This is a genomic window from Thalassolituus maritimus (assembly GCF_900156675.1).
GTDB classification, from domain to species: domain Bacteria; phylum Pseudomonadota; class Gammaproteobacteria; order Pseudomonadales; family Oceanobacteraceae; genus Thalassolituus; species Thalassolituus maritimus.
In genome coordinates this window covers 223,839-243,813 of record NZ_FTOH01000004.1, presented here as the reverse complement: position 1 = coordinate 243,813, position 19,975 = coordinate 223,839, and the positions used below count along the sequence as shown (strand labels likewise).

General features: G+C 51.0%; 15 protein-coding genes. 12 read left to right on the top strand and 3 right to left on the bottom strand.

What is annotated here, in order from left to right; genetic code table 11:
- Positions 1-83: 83 nt before the first annotated feature.
- Positions 84-1,244, bottom strand: a complete 1,161-nt coding sequence (locus BW941_RS08005; RefSeq protein ID WP_076515070.1) for a hypothetical protein — start codon at positions 1,242-1,244, stop codon at positions 84-86.
- 23 nt (positions 1,245-1,267) lie between these two features.
- Complete coding sequence (locus BW941_RS08000; protein WP_076515069.1) at positions 1,268-2,122, bottom strand: hypothetical protein; 855 nt, start codon at positions 2,120-2,122, stop codon at positions 1,268-1,270.
- 159 nt (positions 2,123-2,281) lie between these two features.
- On the opposite strand from BW941_RS08000, the gene BW941_RS07995 reads away from it, so the two are divergent.
- The 9 genes from BW941_RS07995 to BW941_RS07955 all read left to right on the top strand — a co-directional run bounded on the left by BW941_RS07995 (position 2,282) and on the right by BW941_RS07955 (position 15,403).
- A complete protein-coding gene (locus BW941_RS07995; protein WP_076515068.1) occupies positions 2,282-2,512 on the top strand; it encodes a helix-turn-helix domain-containing protein in 231 nt (76 codons plus the stop codon).
- Positions 2,509-5,265 carry a class I SAM-dependent DNA methyltransferase gene (locus BW941_RS07990; protein ID WP_076515067.1) on the top strand — a complete coding sequence of 919 codons (2,757 nt, stop codon included), beginning with the start codon at positions 2,509-2,511 and terminating at the stop codon, positions 5,263-5,265. Before BW941_RS07995 ends, BW941_RS07990 begins: the two co-directional genes overlap by 4 nt.
- Positions 5,266-5,267: 2 nt before the next feature.
- Entirely contained in the window at positions 5,268-6,101 is an 834-nt protein-coding gene (locus BW941_RS07985; RefSeq protein WP_076515066.1) for a hypothetical protein, read from the top strand.
- Positions 6,102-6,348: 247 nt separating this feature from the next.
- Positions 6,349-8,430: a DEAD/DEAH box helicase gene (locus BW941_RS07980; protein WP_076515065.1), complete on the top strand. Its 2,082-nt coding sequence runs from the start codon at positions 6,349-6,351 to the stop codon at positions 8,428-8,430.
- On the top strand, positions 8,420-9,637 hold the full coding sequence (locus BW941_RS07975) for a GIY-YIG nuclease family protein (protein WP_139325800.1): 1,218 nt from the start codon (positions 8,420-8,422) through the stop codon (positions 9,635-9,637). The genes BW941_RS07980 and BW941_RS07975 overlap by 11 nt, the downstream gene beginning before the upstream one ends.
- Before the next feature lie 486 nt (positions 9,638-10,123).
- On the top strand, positions 10,124-12,421 hold the full coding sequence (locus BW941_RS07970) for an ATP-dependent helicase (RefSeq protein ID WP_076515063.1): 2,298 nt from the start codon (positions 10,124-10,126) through the stop codon (positions 12,419-12,421).
- Between the two features lie 76 nt (positions 12,422-12,497).
- A complete protein-coding gene (locus tag BW941_RS07965) occupies positions 12,498-12,983 on the top strand; it encodes an FKBP-type peptidyl-prolyl cis-trans isomerase (protein WP_076515062.1) in 486 nt (161 codons plus the stop codon).
- A 390-nt stretch (positions 12,984-13,373) separates the two neighbouring features.
- Positions 13,374-13,586, top strand: coding sequence for a glycine zipper family protein (locus BW941_RS07960; RefSeq protein ID WP_068435522.1), 213 nt, complete (start codon positions 13,374-13,376; stop codon positions 13,584-13,586).
- An 83-nt stretch (positions 13,587-13,669) separates the two neighbouring features.
- Positions 13,670-15,403, top strand: coding sequence for a VRR-NUC domain-containing protein (locus tag BW941_RS07955; protein WP_076515061.1), 1,734 nt, complete (start codon positions 13,670-13,672; stop codon positions 15,401-15,403).
- A 20-nt stretch (positions 15,404-15,423) separates the two neighbouring features.
- On the opposite strand, the gene BW941_RS07950 is transcribed toward BW941_RS07955, so the two are convergent.
- Entirely contained in the window at positions 15,424-17,109 is a 1,686-nt protein-coding gene (locus BW941_RS07950; protein ID WP_076515060.1) for a 2-isopropylmalate synthase, read from the bottom strand.
- A 288-nt stretch (positions 17,110-17,397) separates the two neighbouring features.
- On the opposite strand from BW941_RS07950, the gene BW941_RS07945 reads away from it, so the two are divergent.
- The 3 genes from BW941_RS07945 (at position 17,398) to BW941_RS07935 (ending at position 19,974) form a co-directional block, all read left to right on the top strand.
- Entirely contained in the window at positions 17,398-17,883 is a 486-nt protein-coding gene (locus tag BW941_RS07945) for an Lrp/AsnC family transcriptional regulator (protein ID WP_076515195.1), read from the top strand.
- A gap of 42 nt (positions 17,884-17,925) precedes the next feature.
- Entirely contained in the window at positions 17,926-19,539 is a 1,614-nt protein-coding gene (locus tag BW941_RS07940; RefSeq protein WP_139325792.1) for a sensor histidine kinase, read from the top strand.
- Between the two features lie 75 nt (positions 19,540-19,614).
- Positions 19,615-19,974, top strand: coding sequence for a translation initiation factor Sui1 (locus BW941_RS07935; RefSeq protein ID WP_068435511.1), 360 nt, complete (start codon positions 19,615-19,617; stop codon positions 19,972-19,974).
- Position 19,975 lies beyond the last annotated feature (1 nt).

The window sequence follows — 19,975 nt, the reverse complement described above, 5'->3', positions numbered from 1 at the left end:
CTTAAAACAGGAACATTGCTTAAATCGAAAGCCCCGGAAACGGGGCTTTTTTGTGCGTGAGTTTTAAAGCAAAAATTGTTCGGTTAATGCCACTGTTGATTACCCTTACCCAGTGCCGAAGAAACGACTTTAGGCAGGTTGCGTGCGTAACCGCCAAACGTGGTCGCTTTATCTTTGGCTAAAACATACGCCGACGTGCCCATGACCATGGTGGTAGCGATAGAGCTGCCTGCCATGATGGCATCATAGCCAGTTGAGAGTGCGGTATAGCCAACGTACCCTGTGACACCACTCAGGCCCATAACGCCTCCGGCGCTGATGGCTTTATCAGTGAACTTATCCCGCGCGTCACCGTTAAACAGAATGTCGAAGTCGTTGATTTTGGTGCCTACGTAATTCAGGCCGACTTTTTCACACAGTGCTTCCAATTGCTTCTCGCGGCAGTCTTTGCCACGGGGATTCGAGAAGAAGACCGACTGTTTTACCAGGTTGCTTGCAGTGTCTTTCAATACTCCAGCTTGAGGCTGGGTACTCAGATATGTAACCGCTTCCACAAACACACCAGCGGCTTCACCATGGACCAACCAACGCACAGAGGTGTTTTTTAATTTTGCCTGCTGAATAAAGGACACAATGCTCTCAACATGGGCACGATCCTTAAAGTCGTTGTTCATCCAGAACAACGAAAAGTGATTACCTTGTGATTGTACCTCAGACGCACTGAAGGCTGCGCGATAGGCCTTGGTGATGTGGTCACCAATAATCCGGCCAGCATCTCTTTTCCCATCGAATTTCCCGGGAATAGCTGCGGTATGCGCGCCTTTCCATTGGTGGGATAAGTCCATTTTTCCTTTTAACCCATCTTGCGTTATCCAGTTACCTTCCTCACGAATCCACTCAGATTTGTACAAGCCGGGAGATTGTCCTTCAACCGAAACCAGACTCTGGTCCACTTTAAGGGCAATCAATTCAATACGGTCTGCCTGCGCCAGGCTGTAGTGCATAATAAAGGGGCCAAATATCTTTTGCTGAATGGCAGCATGAGTGCGCCCGCCCGGGCAGGCCGCCAGATCATAGAGTGCCCGTATTAAATTCGTCAGGTAATAGTTGCCGTTGTGGTTTTGCTTAATAAACTTCCACTGTTCATATTGTTTCTCCGCCATATATACCGGGCGGCAGATATTACTGCTATCACGTTCAGTAATGATGGCAACCAAGGGGCTCTTTGCTGTGCTTCCGTTCATGGGCAGTCCTTTACTTAATAAAATCACAAATGAAACTTGGGCGGCTGGGTGTGATATTGGGTGATAACGACATGGCGCTCGCCCTTACTGGTGTCTCCATCACGCCACTCAGGGTATATCCAGTTATAAGGTTGGCGTTGTGGTGATATGGTTGCGTCCGGCCACTGAGAATTGACTTCAGCCTTTCGCTGCTGAGCGTACTCACTCAACGTAAGAGTGACAGAGTTCAGTACTTTGTCTCGTACACTGTTAACAAAACGGTTGGAATGTTCAGAGGGCTTGTTCCCCAGATTATGAAACATCAAGCGGATATAGTGATGATCATCCAGTGGCGTGACCGCATAGCTTGAGAACTGACTCTCTGGATCGGCATCGTCGGCCTTGTGTATCTCGTAATACAGCCATAAACAGCCATTCTTCACTTCGGTACGCCAGTTGACCGGTGCAATCTTCTTAGCTATCTGAGGTGTCTCCGGCCCCATTTTAAATATCAGACGGTTAATCACCTGTTCAAAGTGGTTAGGGTTAAAGCAACTCATACCCTCGGGTAAGCTGTCTATGCGTTCCACCACGGCCACAAAGGATATTGATCCAATATACCGCAGCCGGGTAAGCGGCCCAAAAAACTCCCATTGACGGCTGATAAAACGCTTGCTGTTAAAGACCGCCGTGCCCACCGGATCACCACCGTAACCGGTGGGGTCGTAGATATTCATCGCCTCGATAGGGTCGCAATGTGCTTCAAACCCATCTGAACGATAATGGGGCGGCAGCTTGAGTGACAGCACGGACCCCGACAAGTTGACGGTAATCTGCTCTGGCGTATTCAGGCCAGGCATATAGGGGTGCTTGCGGGTAGCAAAAAGTCGTTTAAGCATCAGTCGTCCGTGAGAGTTCAGTCAGCATTGCAGGGCGTTGATGATACCAGTTGAGACATTACCTACAAACCCTGTGACACACCACTCTACCTCTAGTACAGTAAACCCAATTTTTGCGAATCAATATGATCTTCAGAAGATCAAAAAGGGCTTTCAGAGATGATTAAGTGTCACCTATCCCGCATCATGGGCGAGCAAAAGCTCAAAATCGCTGACGTCGCCCGGGATACGGGTATCAACCGCGGCACCATCACCCGCCTGTATCAGGAAACAGCCGTGAGAGTAGAGTTTGATGTACTCGAACAACTCTGTGTTTACCTGAGATGTGACATCACCGAACTGTTAGAACTAAAAGCCGAAGCGGCAAACGAAGGGAATACACACAAGTGAACGCTGTAGAAATCGAAATCGCCATCTCTGATCTGGCCATGCAGTCATTCGATGCGCTTGAGTTCCCCTATGAGTTTCTGCGCGCGTTTGGTAACAAAGAAACCACCATCAAAAAGCTCAAGTCCGGCAGCAGCAATAAGTCGGATGTGGGCGGTGTGCTGCAACGCAACAATATTCATATACTAGTCAGCGAGCCGGGTAAGGTAGACGAGTCCTTAAAAGCACTGCACGACAGCCCGGCCACCGCTAAGAACAAAGTGAAGTTTATTCTGGCAACAGATGGCGATTCGTTTCAGGCCGAAGCCATTGATAGCGGCGAGACTGTGGCCTGTGACTACGCCAAGTTTCCGGACCACTTCAGCTTCTTCTTGCAACTGGCCGGTATCAGTACCGTCAAGCAGATACGCGACAACGCCTTTGATATACGCGCGACCAGTCGTTTAAACCGCTTATATGTCGAGCTGTTAAAAGACAACCCGGAGTGGGGCACGGCAGACCAACGCCATGAAATGAACCACTTTATGGCGCGGCTGATCTTTTGCTTCTTTGCCGAAGACACCGATATCTTTCTTGGCACCGACTTGTTTACCGCCACCATCGAGCAGATGAGCGCCCGCGACAGTTCTAATACTCATGAAGTGATCAGTGAGATGTTCCGAGCGATGAACACCAAGCTGGCAGACCGCGATGGCTCAGGCCTGCGCTCTTGGGCTAATAACTTCCCGTACGTAAATGGCGGTCTGTTTTCAGGCAGTACGGATGTGCCACGCTTCAGCAAAATCGCCCGTTCGTATCTGCTGCACATCGGTAACCTCGACTGGACACAGATCAACCCGGATATCTTTGGCTCTATGATTCAGGCCGTTGCCGACGACGAAGAGCGCGGCGAGCTGGGCATGCACTACACCAGCGTGCCCAATATCCTTAAAGTGCTGAATCCACTGTTTTTAGATGACCTGCGCAAGAAACTCGAAGAAGCGGGCGATAACCCGCGTAAATTGTTAAACCTGCGCAAACGCATCGCGCGCATTCGAGTATTTGACCCAGCCTGTGGCTCGGGTAATTTTCTTGTGATTGCCTACAAGCAAATGCGCGAGATTGAACATACCATCAACGAACGCCGAGGTGAACCGGGTCGCAAAAGCGATATTCCACTCACCAATTTTCGCGGTATCGAATTGCGTGACTTTTCCGCCGAGATCGCCCGTCTGGCTTTGATTATTGCCGAATACCAATGTGATGTTCTCTATCGTGGGCAGCGTGAAGCATTGCTGGAGTTCCTGCCACTCAATGCAGAAAACTGGATTACCTGTGGTAACGCCCTGAGGCTTGATTGGCTGAGCATTTGTCCGCCTACCGGTACCGGGGTCAAGACCATTGCGGATGATCTTTTTGAAACTCCACTAGATCAAGCTGAAATAGATTTTGATAACGAGGGTGGAGAGACGTATATTTGTGGGAACCCTCCCTATATTGGAACTCGCGAGCAAGATAAGCAACATAAGCTAGATATGAAAGCAATGTTTGATGGGAGAATAAATTCCTGGAAAGCAATGGATTATGTGTCCGGTTGGTTATTTAAAGCTGCTGAATACGGTCGTTTCGGCCAAGTTGCTACTGCGTTTGTAACTACAAACTCAATTTGTCAGGGACAGCAAGTTCCACTGATATGGCCAGAGTTGTTTAGACTCGGCATCAAAATTGATTTCGCACACTTGAGCTTCAAGTGGTCTAATTTGGCTGCGAATAATGCGGGGGTTACCGTAATTATCATTGGTTTATCGAATTCTAATAATCAAGGTTGTCGAATCTACTCAATCGGTAAACAAGGGGAGCTTGAAGTAAAGTATGTTGATTGTATAAATCCATATCTTATACCAGGGCGTTATGATTCTTTAACCGCTGTTAAAGCCTCCCCTTTCGGATTATCTAACATGGTGAAAGGGAATTACCCAGTAGATGGGGGGAATCTTATTCTCTCTCGCTCCGAAAAGGATGAAATTTGCTCTCGTAGCCAGTGCGCAGATCAACTGATTCGCCCTTTTGTCGGTTCTAATGAGTCGATATCGGGAACACCGCGATTCTGCTTATGGATTGATGAGAGTAACTATGAACTAGCCAAATCTATACCTGATGTTAGAGCCAGAATAGAATCGGTAAGAGAAATGCGACTGTCTAGTAAAAAGGTTGCTACTAATAAGTCTGCAGAGCGGCCTTACCGGTTCGATGAGATCCGACAGAGTGGTAACGAAAACCAGATCATCGTTTTACCTGTTCATTCCTCTGAAAATAGAGAGTACTTGCCAGTATCTATCGAGAGTGGATCTACCATTATCTATGGCAGTGCCTTTGCACTTTTCGACGCCCCTCTCTGGAATATGGCTCTGATCGCTTCCCGGATTCATCTGGTCTGGATCGGTACGGTTTGTGGCAAGCTGGAAACACGTTATAGATATTCCAACACTATGGGCTGGAACACTTTCCCCGTGCCTAAGCTTACGGAGAAAAACAAAGAAGACCTGACCCGCTGCGCGGAAGATATTCTGCTCGCCCGCGAACGCCACTTTCCGGCGACCATTGCTGACCTCTACAAACCTGATGCTATGCCCGACGATCTGCGCGCCGCCCATGAACGCAACGATGAAGTGCTGGAACGCATCTACATTGGTCGCCGCTTCCGCAACGACACCGAACGGCTGGAAAAGCTGTTTGAGATGTACAGTAAGATGACGGCGGGTAAAAAAGGAGCTTGAATGTGAGTTCATTAACATCAGCGGAGAAACTCTATTTTGAGAAGCTGTTTGGAATGCAATCGGGGTATGTGCTTGATTTTAATGATGCGACATATGGTGAGTTTTTTAATGCCAAGGGCGTAGATATTCACGCGATCCAATATCAGACCTACGGTACTTCGAAGGCAAAGAAATTGCGTTCCTTCTGGGAGCAGATGCCAGACGATAAAGTCGGCTCTGTCTTAGGTGACATGCTTGATCTCTATGAAGCAACGCATCACCTCAGTGGGCACCCAGTCGATGTCTTAGCACTTGAAAAGGCTCGTTGCATCGTTCATAGACTCCTCCCTGTAAGCTCTTCTGATTCTCCTTCTGAAGGAGATTCCAATTTTCTCGATATAGAGTTTTCACTGCCAGATATTCGGAATTTACCAATAGAGCCATTGGCAGTACCTATTATTGAGTCTCGGCTGAATGAAGTGCGGCTTGCAATGGGCGCCAGTGCATACCTTTCGACAATTTTTTTATGCGGTAGTGTACTGGAGGGAGTGCTGCTTGGATTGGCCCAAAAGTATCCACAAAAGTTTAATCAGGCTTCTGCCAGTCCCAAAGTGATGGATAAGCGTGTTCGACCATTCCACGAGTGGACTCTGTCGCAGTTCATTGACGTTGCTTGTGAGGTTGGATTTCTGAAGCCAGATGTTAAAAAGTTCAGTCATGGCCTTCGAGATTTTCGTAATTATATTCACCCATATGAGCAAATGGCATCCCGTTTTTCTCCTGACGAGCATACTGCTAGGGTGTGTATTCAGGTTTTAAAGGCTGCATTGGCAAGTGTCGCAGGTACTCGTTTATGAATGTATTGCGAGTGGACTGAGTCTTGCTTATGGGCAGTTATGGGCAGTTATGGGCGGTTTTGAGCGGTTTTGAGCGGTTTTGAGCGGTTTTGAGCGGTATTGCGCGGTATTGCGCGGTATTGCGCGGTATTGCGCGGTATTGCGCGGTTCCGCTTAGTCAGCGTGACAGCTCAGTTACAAACACACAGTTCGGGCACGAGGCCCGATCAATCAGCCAGGGTAACTTTTAAGAATTTAGGCGAAAGATATGAATAAACATGTTCCTTCTGTATCGGTGTCTTACGCGCAGAGCGGTAAGACCAATAAATCCAACGAGCTGGGTATGCGCCCGATGCAGGAGCGCGCCTATGAGTACCGGGGTGAGCAATACTTGTTGATCAAGTCGCCACCGGCCTCTGGTAAGAGCCGGGCGCTGATGTTTATCGCGCTGGATAAACTGCATAACCAAGGGTTGCGCAAGGCAATTATCACGGTACCGGAGAAATCCATCGGCTCCAGCTTTGCTGACGAGCCGCTGACTAAGTTCGGCTTCTGGGCTGACTGGCATGTAGAACCGAAGTGGAACCTGTGTAACAGCCCCGGTGAGGGCAGTAAGGCGGATTCGGTAGGCAGCTTTCTGGCAGGAGACGAACAGGTATTGGTCTGCCCGCATGCGACCTTCCGTAATGCTGTCGAGAAGTTTGGGGTAGAGGCGTTTGATGACTGCCTGATTGCCGTGGATGAGTTTCACCATGTGTCGGCTAATCCCGAGAACCGTTTGGGGGCACAACTGGCCGAACTGATGGCCCGTGATAAGGTGCATATTGTCGCGATGACGGGTTCATACTTCAGAGGTGATGCTGAAGCCGTTATGGCGCCTGAGGATGAGGCCCGCTTTGTGCCTGTGTCTTACACCTATTACGAGCAGCTTAATGGGTATGAGTACCTGAAGACACTTGATATTGGCTACTTCTTTTATACAGGCCCGTATGCAGATGACTTGCTGAAAGTACTGAACCCGGATGAGAAAACCATTATTCATATTCCGAGTGTTAACTCGCGTGAAAGCACCAAAGATAAAATCCGCGAAGTTGAACACATCATTGAAGAGCTGGGTGAATGGCAGGGCACGGATGACAACACAGGCTTTCAGTTGGTAAAGACTAAGTCGGGTCGCATTCTAAGGATTGCCGATCTGGTTGATGACGATGCCAGTAAGCGTGACAAGGTGTCTGCCTCGCTGAAAGATCCGAAACAGAAGAATAACCGCGATCATGTCGACATCATTATCGCGCTGGGTATGGCGAAAGAAGGTTTTGACTGGATCTGGTGCGAACACGCCCTGACGGTAGGCTATCGCTCCAGCCTGACTGAGGTAGTACAGATCATTGGTCGGGCTACTCGCGATGCACCGGGTAAAACCAAAGCCCGATTTACGAATCTGATTGCTGAACCGGATGCCAGCGAAGAGGCGGTAACCGAAGCGATTAACGATACGTTAAAAGCGATTGCGGCAAGTTTGTTGATGGAGCAGGTATTGGCTCCACGGTTTGAGTTCCGCCCTAAGAATCCTACGAACGAACCAACCCCCGGGTTTGATTACGGAGATGGCGGTTATGATCCTGAGAAAACCAACGTCGGCTTCAACCACGACACAGGCCAGTTCCAGATCGAAATTAACGGTCTTGCAATGCCGAAAAGTGACGAGGCAACGCGCATCTGTCGCGAGGATCTGAACGAGGTGATCGCGACCTTTGTGCAGGACAAGCCGACCATTGAGCGCGGCTTGTTTGATGAAGAAACCGTACCGCAAGAGCTGACTCAGGTGCGTATGGGTAAGATCATCAAAGAGCGGTACCCAGAACTGGATGATGAAGATCAGGAGGCTGTACGTCAGCACGCGATTACGGCGTTGAACCTGATTCAGCAGGGTAAGCAGGTTGCGTTGGATATCGCCGATCAGGATGGCATATTGATTGACCCTGTGACACCTGGAGACCCAGCTCCAAATACGGCGCTGATTCAGGGGATTCGTAAGTTCTCGATGGACGTGCGCGAGCTGGATATTGACCTGATCGACAGTATCAACCCATTCAGCGAGGCGTATTCGATCCTGTCGGTCGCGATGAATGAAGATACGTTAAAGCAGGTCGCTGCGGCGATTGCGGCGAAAAAGACCCGCCTTACCCCGGAAGAGGCGAAAGAGTTGGCACTACGGGCAATGAAATTCAAGAAGGAACGCGGACGCTTGCCGTCTATCGGCGCGCAGGATGCCTGGGAAAAAACAATGGCCGAAGGCGCAGCTGCCTTCGTTCGATTTAAAGATGAGGGTCGCTACGATGGATCTTGATGATCTGCGTGCAGAGCTTGATGAGTATGCAAAGCCAGAGAAAAAACAAACGCTGTCAGCGAAAGAGCAGCGTATTGTTGCGGGTTTTGAGGATATTCAACGCTTTTACGATGAGCACAAACGCATTCCGCAACATGGTGAGAGTGGCGATATCTTTGAGCGCTTGTATGCCACGCGCTTAGATCGTTTGCGTGCGTTACCAGAGTGCGCAGAATTGCTAACGCCGCTGGATCACCAGGGGATACTGAATGGGACTGCTGAATCGGGGGCGTCGGATGCAGTGTCAAGTGTAAGAGAAGAGCCTCCGGGGTACGGTAACGATGAATCTTCCAGCCCGAGTGATGATGAGCTTCTGGCTGAGTTGGGTGAGATTGCTGGAGGTTCATTAACCGAGCTTAAGCATGTGCGCAGTGCGGCGCAAAAGCGCGAAGTTGACGAAGTAGCTAAGCGTGAAACATGTGAAGATTTTGACGACTTCCAGCCTATTTTTGAGCGGGTGGAGCGCGAGATTAAAAATGGATTACGCGTAACCCGGCGCTTTAAAGAAGATGCCAGCATCGAGCGAACCAATCTGTTTATTCTGGGCGGTCAGATAGCGTATGTCGCTGAGGTCGGTGAGACTATTAAAGCGCCGAACGGAGACAACGATGCCCGCTTGCGCGTGATTTACTCCAATGGTACCGAGAGCAATATTCTGCGCCGATCGTTGATTCGAGCACTGTACAAAGATGATACTGGCCGGCGTGTGACCGAGCCCGACGCTGGCCCTTTGTTTAGCGATCAGTGGGGGGATGAGGATGTCGAAAGTGGCACCATCTATGTACTTCGCAGCCAGTCAGATCATCCGACGGTCGCGAGCCATCGTGACCTGATTCATAAAATAGGTGTTACCGGCGGAAGGGTAGAAGCGCGCATAGCCAATGCTGAGAACGACGCAACGTATCTGTTGGCTAAAGTCGATATCGTCGCGACTTATAAACTTGCTGGTATAAATCGCACCAAACTTGAAAATTTGTTGCACCGGCTATTTGCACCGGCCCAGTTAGATCTGACTATTCCTGATCGTTTTGGCAAGCAAGTGAAGCCACGGGAGTGGTTTTTAGTGCCGTTGAACGTCATCGACGATGCAGTCGAGCGAGTACGCTCGGAACGGATAGAGGGGGTCGTATACGACCCGGCGACAGCAGAACTGATTGATACTCACTGATCTGCCAGTGGGTATTAACCGACCGTGAAGACTTCACTAGCGTTTTTTAACGTCTCCGACAGCATTTCACCAAACAGCTTTTTATAGTCCTGCCCGAATTGCCCCGGATACAAGAAGCCCCATTCAGGGGCTACGCATAGGGTGCGCGGTGTCTATACTCTGTTCTCTGCACCCACGCAGCTTGAGAGAACGTATAACTTCAGAACTTATCAGAGCCATTAATACTGCCCGAATCCCTTTCTCTGTCGTTTTTTTTGGGGGGGGGGGCATCTCGGTGTTTGTTTGTTGCTTTGCGGCTTCAGCCATTGCTGCTTTATTCTTCAGATACGCTTCAATCTGTCAGCGTTGGCTGTCTAGGTTTCGCAAGTTTCACAGGTGTCTGTGACGTGGCTTTCGGGTATCCGCTTATTGTTTTGAATTGCATCCACACAGGTCACTCCGTAACATTCGGGGTTTCCTTGATTCTGCATCCTGAGTCCGTTACCAGTGTCCATCGCCCAACTCACCCTTGAACAGCAAGCCGTCGTTGCCCATAAGCAGGGGCATGCACGTGTGATCGCTGTGGCCGGGGCAGGGAAGACATCGACACTGACGCATTTTATTCAGGCGCGTCTGCACGATGGCGTACCAGCGCGGCGCATGCTGGTGCTGATGTACAACAAAGCGGCGCAGGAAGATTTTCAAAAGCGTCTGACATCACTTGTCAGTGGTCAGCCGCTTCCCCAGATTCGTACATTCCACTCATTGGGTCTGAAAATTTATGATCGCCTGATCACTATGGGGGCACTGCCACAGTGGCAGGGTAAGGTCCTGTCAGACGGAGAGACCGAGAACATTGTCTGGCGCTTGCTACAGGAAATAGCAGACGATGATACGCGTCAGGATATTCTTTCCCAGCGGCGCAAGTGGGTAGAGCCCGCGATGGCATTTCTTGATCTGGTTAAGTCAGGGCTATTGCCCGCAGCGGATGTTCTGGAAACCCTCGATTATCCGCCAGAGTGCCGGATCTTCACTGAACTCTTTTATCGCTTTGAAGATTGGCGCCGGTCGAAGTACCGCATCAGTTACTCTGACATGCTTTACGACCCTGTGATGTGTTTACGATCGCATCCTGAGCTGGCCGATCACTTTGGCGGTCATATGCAATGGATACTGGTCGACGAGTATCAGGACATCAACGATGTTCAGCAGGCGCTTCTTCATATGCTCTGGGGTGGGCGCGGAAATGTCGTCGTGATCGGTGACCCAGATCAGACGATTTATGAGTTCCGTGGCTCAAAACCCGAATTTATCGTAAGCCGGTTTGCTCAGGAATTTGGCGATGTGACGACGTATCAGTTGCCTCATACCTTCCGCTACGGCCATGCCCTCAGTTTCTGTGCTAATCACTTGATTTACCACAATCGCGAGCGCGAAGCAGTCACGGGTCTGTCGCATTCGACGACGCCCGAGACGCGGGTAAAACTGCACCGGGTGCGGAATGAAGCTGCTTTCAGTATTAAGTTAATCCGGGATGCCATTGAGCAGGATGAGAACGCAGAGATTGTCGTTATCCACCGTATCTGGTCGTTGTCGGCGGCATTGGAGCTTGGTCTTCTCAAGGAAGATATTCCTTATCACCTGGATCACAGTCGTTCGGTTCTTGAGGCCTGGGAATTACGCATTTTCTGGTTATTACTGGAGATTGCGTCCGGACGTTTTGCAGAGCGTTCAGTCCGCAGTCGGGAAGACAGTTGGCTGCACATACTGACGACGCCTTTTCCAAAAGTAAGACGAGCACTCCTGGAACGTATTGCTCAGAAAATGGGCGCTGTGACTCATGGTTACGGCGAAGCCTTGATTGAGGCGCTTCCGGACGATCTGAGCAAATGGCAGATACAACAACTTGAAACGCGTGCGCAGATTATTTCAGCCGCAGAACTGACCAATATGAAGGGTTGGCGGCTGCTGAAAGATTATGCAGAGCAGACTGAGCTGGAAGAGGGCATTCGCGATAATGCCTTCAGTGCACAGCAGAGCGATGATCGCATAGAGACCATTCGCGCCTTCATGAGTTACGCTCGTACGACCGACCTCAGCGCCAGTGAATTATCGGAACACTGGCGTGCACTGCTGCAGAAAGTAAAAGCGCAGAAAAACCACTCAGATCAGAGAGTCACCCTGACCAGTGCGCACAAAAGCAAGGGTAGGGAGTGGGATACTGTGATTATCCCGGGCCTGAATGGCCAGTACTTCCCGTACCATCCTGAAGGGGAGTTCACCACAGCAGCCGATGTCGCCAGTGAACGCAGACTTCTCTATGTCAGCATGACCCGGGCGCGGAAGCAGCTGCATCTGTTAGCGCCGGATACGCCCGAGAAACCTCTGCGTGAGTGTTCAGAGCGTGAGATGCCGAGTACCTTTGAGCGTGAACTGGGTGTTTCACGATCGAAAGACTTGCTCGAGGCAATAGCCCGGGGAGACAGTACCTACGTTCTCCGCGGTCAGGACGGCTATCAACCACAATGGCTGGGGACGTACCTTGCGCACCTCGGCGCCGGGGATCTTGAAGTACGTTTTGAAGTACCCGCTTCGTCGACTGTCGGGCAGGTGAAACGCCCGGGCGGTGTGATCGACAGCAAATTCAATGATGATAAAAAGTTGACCAGAATTGTGCATGACACCCTGGGGACAGGAATTGTTATCAGTGAGGACAGCGATTACCTCAAAGTCCGTTTTGACAGTGATTCCAGGGTGCGAACACTCTCAAGAAATGCCGTCATGGACAAAATCCGCTTGCTGTGACGGTTTTCCTCAGCGCGTGGCTTGTTATACTGGGGCCACATTCAGCCCAGTCGGGCAAACAATTACGGGAAACACTATGACCATCGAACAAAAGAAAGTCGTTACTATTCACTATAAAGTCACTGACGTTGCCAGCAACGAAGTGATCGACTCTTCAGAAGGTGGTCAGCCAATGACGTACCTGCACGGTGCGCAGAACATCATTCCAGGCCTGGAAGCTGCACTGGAAGGCAAGCAGGTGGGTGACGAGCTTGAAGTGACCATCGCTCCTGAAGATGCTTATGGCGAATACAGCGACGAGCGTATCCAGAAAGTACCGCACGAAGCTTTCCAGGGCGTTGAGAAAGTAGAGCCGGGTATGGCATTCACTGCTCAGACTGAACACGGCCCAATCAACCTGATCGTTACCGAAGTTGACGAAACTGAAGTGACTGTTGATGCAAACCATCCGCTGGCAGGTAAGTCACTGGCGTTCTCTGTAAAAGTTGAGAGCATTCGTGAAGCGAGCGAAGAAGAACTGCAGCACGGTCACGTGCACGGCGAAGGTGGCGTTCAGCACTGATCTTCGTATGACAGAGCAGGCCAGGCGCTGGTCTGCTCTTCGCTGACTTCTCATCCCTCTGTCAAAGCCGACAAATTCAGACCCTCCCGCCTTATTTACCAATACTGTACATCTCACTGCACACCACTGGTGCGCCCCTCTGAAATACCAGTAATCATGCACCATTCGTCAGCATTAATTTGTACATCAATCTTGATCTGAGTCGTATTTTCTTTGTGAAAACTGAGACCTTCTGCGCCACCGGATTGAAGCCTTAACAAGCTGTGATAAATTAAAAGTCAGACGGTAGAAACAATCTGGAAATTTGTTATTACAACGGCAACTTTTCAGAAAGTAGGCTGTCTTCAAGCATGCCCTGTTCAACAGGTTGAACATCTGGAGGAAATGCAAATGAGAAAAGGTAAAATAGCGGCGTATCGTCGCAAGTCAATGGTATATGGTGGCCTGCTTGGTGCCGCCTTTGGCGTTGTAATCGGCAGCATGGTGGGCGCGTCCCTTGAAGCTGCACTGACAGGCTTCTTCGGTGGTCTGATCCTGGGAGAGATGATTACGTACGGTCGTACCTTTCCGGTACATCATCACCCTCACCAGTCAAAAAAATAAGAATTCTGCGCAGCGGTCTTGGGCAGGCTGCTGCGCCTGTTATTATGTCCTGACACTGACCACACAGGACGAGTTACCTGCGCATGCCCGTCGCTCCGGATCTTCCCGAGAAATACTACCTCGATAACTTTAATCTTGTTCTCAATCATGTCGCGCAACTTTACGCAGACATTATTAACGAGGACGAGCGTACCTTTTACGACGATTTTATTGGGCTGTCGGAAAGTGCACAGTGTCTTTATGTTCGCTTGCTCAGTCGCCGTGGGGACTGGTTCAGGCGTGACAAACTGGCGTACGCAGAAATCCCCGATATCACTGCCGCAGCAGTCGAATTGCAGAGCCAGCGTTTTCTCGAAATCTATGACCTTCAGTCGGGCGGATTGCCCCAGGAAGATGATTGGCAGAACCTGTTCACGCGTCAGGAACTGGCCACGGCTATACAGACTTCTACCGCTCAGAAAGTGCCAGCGTCGCTGCGCAAGCAAGAGTTGCTGACACGCTTCGAGGAAAACAGCGAGCAGCTTGTTGCCGGTCTGCCTGACACGGAGATTTATTGCGTTTACGGAGAGCAGGAGCTGGACACCTTCCGGCTGCTTTTTTTTGGCAATCTTTATCAGGACTTTACGGAATTTGTACTGCGGGATCTGGGGATTTACCGATACGAATCTTACGACCTCAATGCCGCCAGTCGTTGGTGCCATCAACGTAGTGATCTTGAAGCACACCGGCTGTATTACGCTTTGCGTGAAGAAGCCGGAGACCTGAAGGATCTAAGCAAAGAAAGCCTGTGCCGGATCGCCGACAGTTTGCCGGCGTCCGAAGAATCCACCCTCAGGCGGCGACGTCATCGCTTTCTGGTCGATATCGGGCGCCAGATAGAACGGCTGGGGTATTCTGATGAAGCTCTCACTATCTATGAGCGCAGCATGCGTCACCCGGCCCGGGAGCGCCGGCTCAGGATATTAGTTGCGCAAGGGCAGCAGGAGGACGCTGATGAGCTGGCGTTCGCCATGGCGAAGGCTCCCGTCAACGAAGAAGAGCACCAGTTTTTACTTTCATTTGTGCCGCGAAAAATGAAGCACAACCATGAACTGTGTCAGCGTCTTGCAGAGCGGGTGTCGGCTCCCTTGGAAGACGTTATGACTATGCCGGCTGAAACGCGATTATCGCTTGGTGTTGAGCGCGCAGTGGCTGCTGCATTTGAATCGGAGCATCCCGGTGACCGGCTGGTGTACTGCGAAAATCTGTTAATTCCGGGGATGTTCGGCCTGATCTTCTGGTCGGCTATTTATGCTGAAGTCCCCGGCGCGTTTTTCCACCCATTCCAGATCCGGCCGTCAGACCTTTATGAAGCGGACTTCGTGACATTGCGCCAGAAAGAGTTTGATGTCTGCTGGCAGGCATTAGAATCCGCTGACACTCTTTTAGAGAGAGCTTTGGAAACCTATCAGAAGAAGCAGGGTATCGCGAATCCGTTTGTGCATTGGGCGGTGCTGACCGAAGACCTGATTCGTTTGTCTGTTGAGCGCATTCCTGTGGGCGTGTGGCAGGGTGTTTTCCGCTTTCTTCTTCAGGACCTCAGACAGCATAAAGCCGGCTTGCCAGATCTGATCCGATTCCCCACGAGTGAGGGCTTTGAATTATTGGAGGTCAAAGGGCCTGGAGACACCTTGCAGAAAAATCAGCGAGTCTGGTTCGCCGAGTTCGAACGCTTAGGCATTCCAGCCAGGGTGATTCGTGTCAAAGATGACCCCACCGCATTGGGTGGGGCTGGTCTGACTGGCGCAGAGCAAGGAGAGGAGAGTCCAGAAGACTGACTCCCGGACTGACTCCCAGATCAGGCTGCTTTAACACCCTGACTGATGGCGATATTCAGTGCAGTCACAATCGACTCCAGACTGGCTGCCAGAGTGTCGCCGTCCTGAGCGGCTGCAGTAAAGCGCTGCCCCTGCAGACTGATCTGAACAAACGCCATTGCCTGCGCGTCTGAGCCTTCGCCGAGAGATACTTCTTCAAACTGCACCACCTGAAGATCGAGCCCGGTCGTTTTGTGCAGTGCATCACCAAAGGCACTGATACTGCCGCTGCCTTTACCGTGCAGAGTGATCAGATTCTGACCGTCATTCAACGTCGCCTGAATGGTATGGTGCAGACTGTCATGCTCGGTCTGATAACCCGACAGTTCGTAGTGGCCACCGCGAGGCATAAAGGCCTGACGGAAGATGGCAACAATCTCATCACTGCTCAGCTCACGAGCTTCACGCTCCGATGCTGACTGAATGTGCTGCGCCAGTTCTATCTGCATCCAGCGTGGCAGTGTCACACCTAACGCCTGTTCGACGATATAACTGGCGCCACCTTTACCCGACTGGCTGTTCACGCGGATAACCGACTGGTACGTACGGCCAATGTCCTGTGGATCAATCGGCAGGTAGGCAACATCCCAGTGCTCTTCCTCGCTCTGTTGCGCAAGACACTTACGGATAGCGTCCTGGTGGCTACCTGAGAAGGCCGTGTAAACCAGCTCTCCCAACCAAGGGTGGCGAGGGTGCGTTTTAATATTCGTGCATTCTTCGACGGTCGCAATGATGTCGTCAGCAATGCTGATATCCAGCTCGGGATCGATCCCCTGGCTGTAGAGGTTCATGGCCATCGTTACTATGTCCATGTTGCCTGTGCGTTCGCCGTTCCCCAGAAGCGTCCCCTCGATCCGATCGGCGCCAGCCAGTAAGGCAAGTTCTGCTGCTGCGACGGCGCAACCACGGTCATTGTGGGTATGAATGCTCACGGTAATGCAGTCACGCTTATCGACATTGCGGCAGAACCACTCAACCTGATCAGCAAAGACGTTCGGCATGGCAGACTCTACCGTGGCCGGCAGATTGATGATGGTTTTGTTTTCTGGCGTTGGCTGCCAGACATCGATCACGGCATTACACACTTCTGTCGCAAAGTCGACTTCGGTGCTTGAGAAGCTTTCAGGTGAGTACTGGAACACCCACTCTGTTTCAGGAAATTTCTTCGATTCTTCCATCACCTTGGTCGCGCCTTTGCGGGCGATGTCGATGATGCCACTTTTCTCGAGCCCGAAGACTTTGTTGCGCTGCACGGGCGAGGTGGAGTTATAGACGTGCACCACAGCCCGGCGTACGCCGCGCAATGCTTCGTAGGTGCGTTCAATCAGTTCATCGCGTGCCTGTACCAGTACCTGAACAGTGACATCTTCTGGTATCTGGCGGGCCTCGATCAGCCAGCGGGTAAAGTCGAAGTCAGGTTGTGACGCCGATGGAAAACCGATTTCAATTTCTTTAAAGCCCATGCGCACCAGCAAGGCCCACATCTGTTTTTTCTGCTCAACGGTCATAGGATCAATAAGCGCCTGGTTACCATCACGTAGATCCACAGAACACCAGAGTGGCGCTTTGCTCAGGGCGTTCGATGGCCACTGGCGGTCGTCAAGCGTCACGCGCGGAAAGGCGCGGTATTTGGTGTGATTGAAGCGTGGGTTTGTAGGCGTCGTCATTGTCGTATCCGTTATCTGTCCGTTGGTTCTGAATGGGTAGTTTCAGTTGGTTTTAAGACTGTCTGGCTGGCCCGTAACTGCCTTTTGAGTGTTACTTCGGTCAGCTTTTTGAGCTTCCCGCCACCGGGCTCTGATTGGAGTCACCGGCTGCCTTCACAGTATGGATATAGTGTATGCCTGTTATTGCGAAGAATGATTGCAAATGTGCCTTTGAAAACCATTGAACGAGCAATAAGTATCTGTAATTATAATATTAATTGGTTAAATATTGCTTCTGAGGGCGAGCCGATGGCTAAAATAACTCCTGTGGTGCTTGATCGCACCGACCGACACCTCCTGGAGCTCCTGCAGCAGGATGGCAGTCTCAGTAATCTTGAGCTTGCCGATAAAGTCGGCTTGTCTCCGTCGCCGTGTTCGCGCCGGGTGAAAGCGTTGGAGGATAGCGGGCTGATTACGGGCTACCGGGCTCTGTTAGACGCCCGTAAGCTTGGCCTCGACCTGCTGGCACTGATCAATATCAGCATGGACCGTCATACCCCAGAGCGTTTCAATAACTTCGAGGAGAAGCTGACCGCCTGCCCGGAAGTGCTGGAGTGCTATCTGATTACCGGCCAGTCAGCCGATTATGTGCTTAAGGTGCTGGTAGAGGACATGGACGCCTATCAGCAGTTTCTTTTGGGCACCCTGACACGGATTGAAGGCGTCAGCGGCGTACACTCTTCATTTGTGATGCGTAAAGTTGTGGACCGTACTGCGATTCCAATTCCCCGATAGGGTCTATACTTCGGGATACATTACAGAATCTGAGTGTCGCCAGTGACTTCGATCGATAAAAAGCTCACCCTTCAGGTTGTAATCTGGAGCCTTCTTGCCGGACTCGTTTTCAGCGGCATACAGATGGTGGTGGACTATCGCGATGCACAGAAAAATTTTGATCAATCTGTTAATACCCTGTTAGAGCGATCTACCTCTACGGCTGCGCTGGCACTGTATAACTATGATCAACGCAGTCTGACCGCAGGGCTCGATAGTATGCTCACCCACCCTGGGGTTGTTGCTGCCCAGGTCAGCGAAGTAAATACTGACTTTATGATCCGTCAGGGCAGTGTGTCTGGTCGTCAGGAGTTACTGGAATTCACCACCGAGCTCTTCGTGCCTCAGCAGTATCGCACAGCCAACGCCGCGCCGCCGTCGGTCATTGGGGATGTCACGCTTTTTGCTGACAAATCTGAGATCAACGCAGGTTTCGAGCGCCGCGCAATCATTGTGCTTCTGGCAGATCTGGGCCGCACAGTGACACTGATCGTTGTTCTTTTGATTGTACTTCGTTTACGTCTGACTGGGCCGGTCCGACGCCTGACCCGGCGCTTGATCGAAACCGACATTCATAGTCCTACTCAACTTAATATCGAAGTCGAGGAGTCGCTGGCTGGTACAGAGCTGGATGACCTGACATCGAAGATGCGTGATCTCTTATCGGCGATGCAATCGCAGATGGAGCGGCGACAGGCCGCTGAGCAGAAAGCGAAGCAGTTGAATGAGCAGTTGGAAGAAAAGGTACATGCCCGAACGCGCGAACTGCACGAGAGTAATACTAACCTGCAAGCCAGCCTTGATCAGTTGCAAAAAATGCAGGCGCTGCTTTTGCAAGCCCAGCGAATGGCCTCTCTGGGGCATCTTGCTGCCGGCGTCGCTCACGAAATCAATAATCCTGTCGCTGTGGTTTACAGCAATATCGCGACGTTGAGTGAATATCTCAGTGAGTTGATCAGCCTCGCCGAAGAGTATCAGCATGCCGAAGATAAAATTAACGATAACGAATTGCGCTTAGCGCTGGAGAAAATGCGCGAGGCGATTGACCTGGCCTTTGTGAAAGACGATGGGCCAGAGTTAATTTCAGCATCGAAACATAGCCTTGAGCGTGTCCGGAACATCATCAGTGAACTACGAACCTTTGCCGATTCTGATTCTCTCGCGCGGGAGAAAGTGCGGCTGAATGATTTGTTACGCGAAGCTGTTCGTACCGTCGATGGCTGCCAGAGAGATGAAATCCGACTGATCAGTCTGGTCGACGAGGATCTTGAGGTCGAGGTTGTTCCATCTCAGGTGAGACTAATCCTCGGCAAAATACTTGAGAACGCCTGCGAAGCGATGCCTGCGGGGGGCAACATTGAGATTGCATCTGAGGTTGAAGAGGGCTACATCAATCTCTTCATAAAGGACAGTGGCTGTGGCATGGACTCGGGCCAGTTGGAAAAAGCGATCAACCCTTTCTATAGCAATAAGGCCGTCGGTGAGGGAACCGGCCTGGGCCTGACCGTCGCCTACAACCTGATGTTAAATCAGGGCGGTGAATTGAGCATGGCCAGTGAGGAAGGTCATGGCACTATGGTTGTTCTTAAGTTTCCCAGAGATAATGTGCTCTTCTGAAGCGCTCCCCTGATTGAACCCATCTCCCGGTTAGGGTAGTTTCCAGCTGAACTACTCTGACAACGGAAACACGTCATGTCTAAAAAATCTTCATCTGGTGGCCTGGTTTACTCCACTGAATTTGGTCGTGCCTGCCCGGGTTGCGGCGAGCCTGTTGATCAGTGTGTCTGTGATCAGGAGCAGGTGCCCGAGGGCGACGGTATTGTCAGGGTCGCGCGTGAAACCAAAGGTCGCGGCGGCAAGGTCATGACTCTGGTGTCGGGCGTGCCTCTTGTTGGTAGTGAGTTGAAAACACTGGCAAAAGAACTGAAAAAGAAGTGTGGTACGGGCGGTGCTCTCAAAGATGGTGTGATTGAGATTCAGGGCGAACAGCGTGATCTGCTGGTCTCTGAGCTGACTAAGCGTGGATTTACTGTCAAAAAAGTAGGGGGCTGAT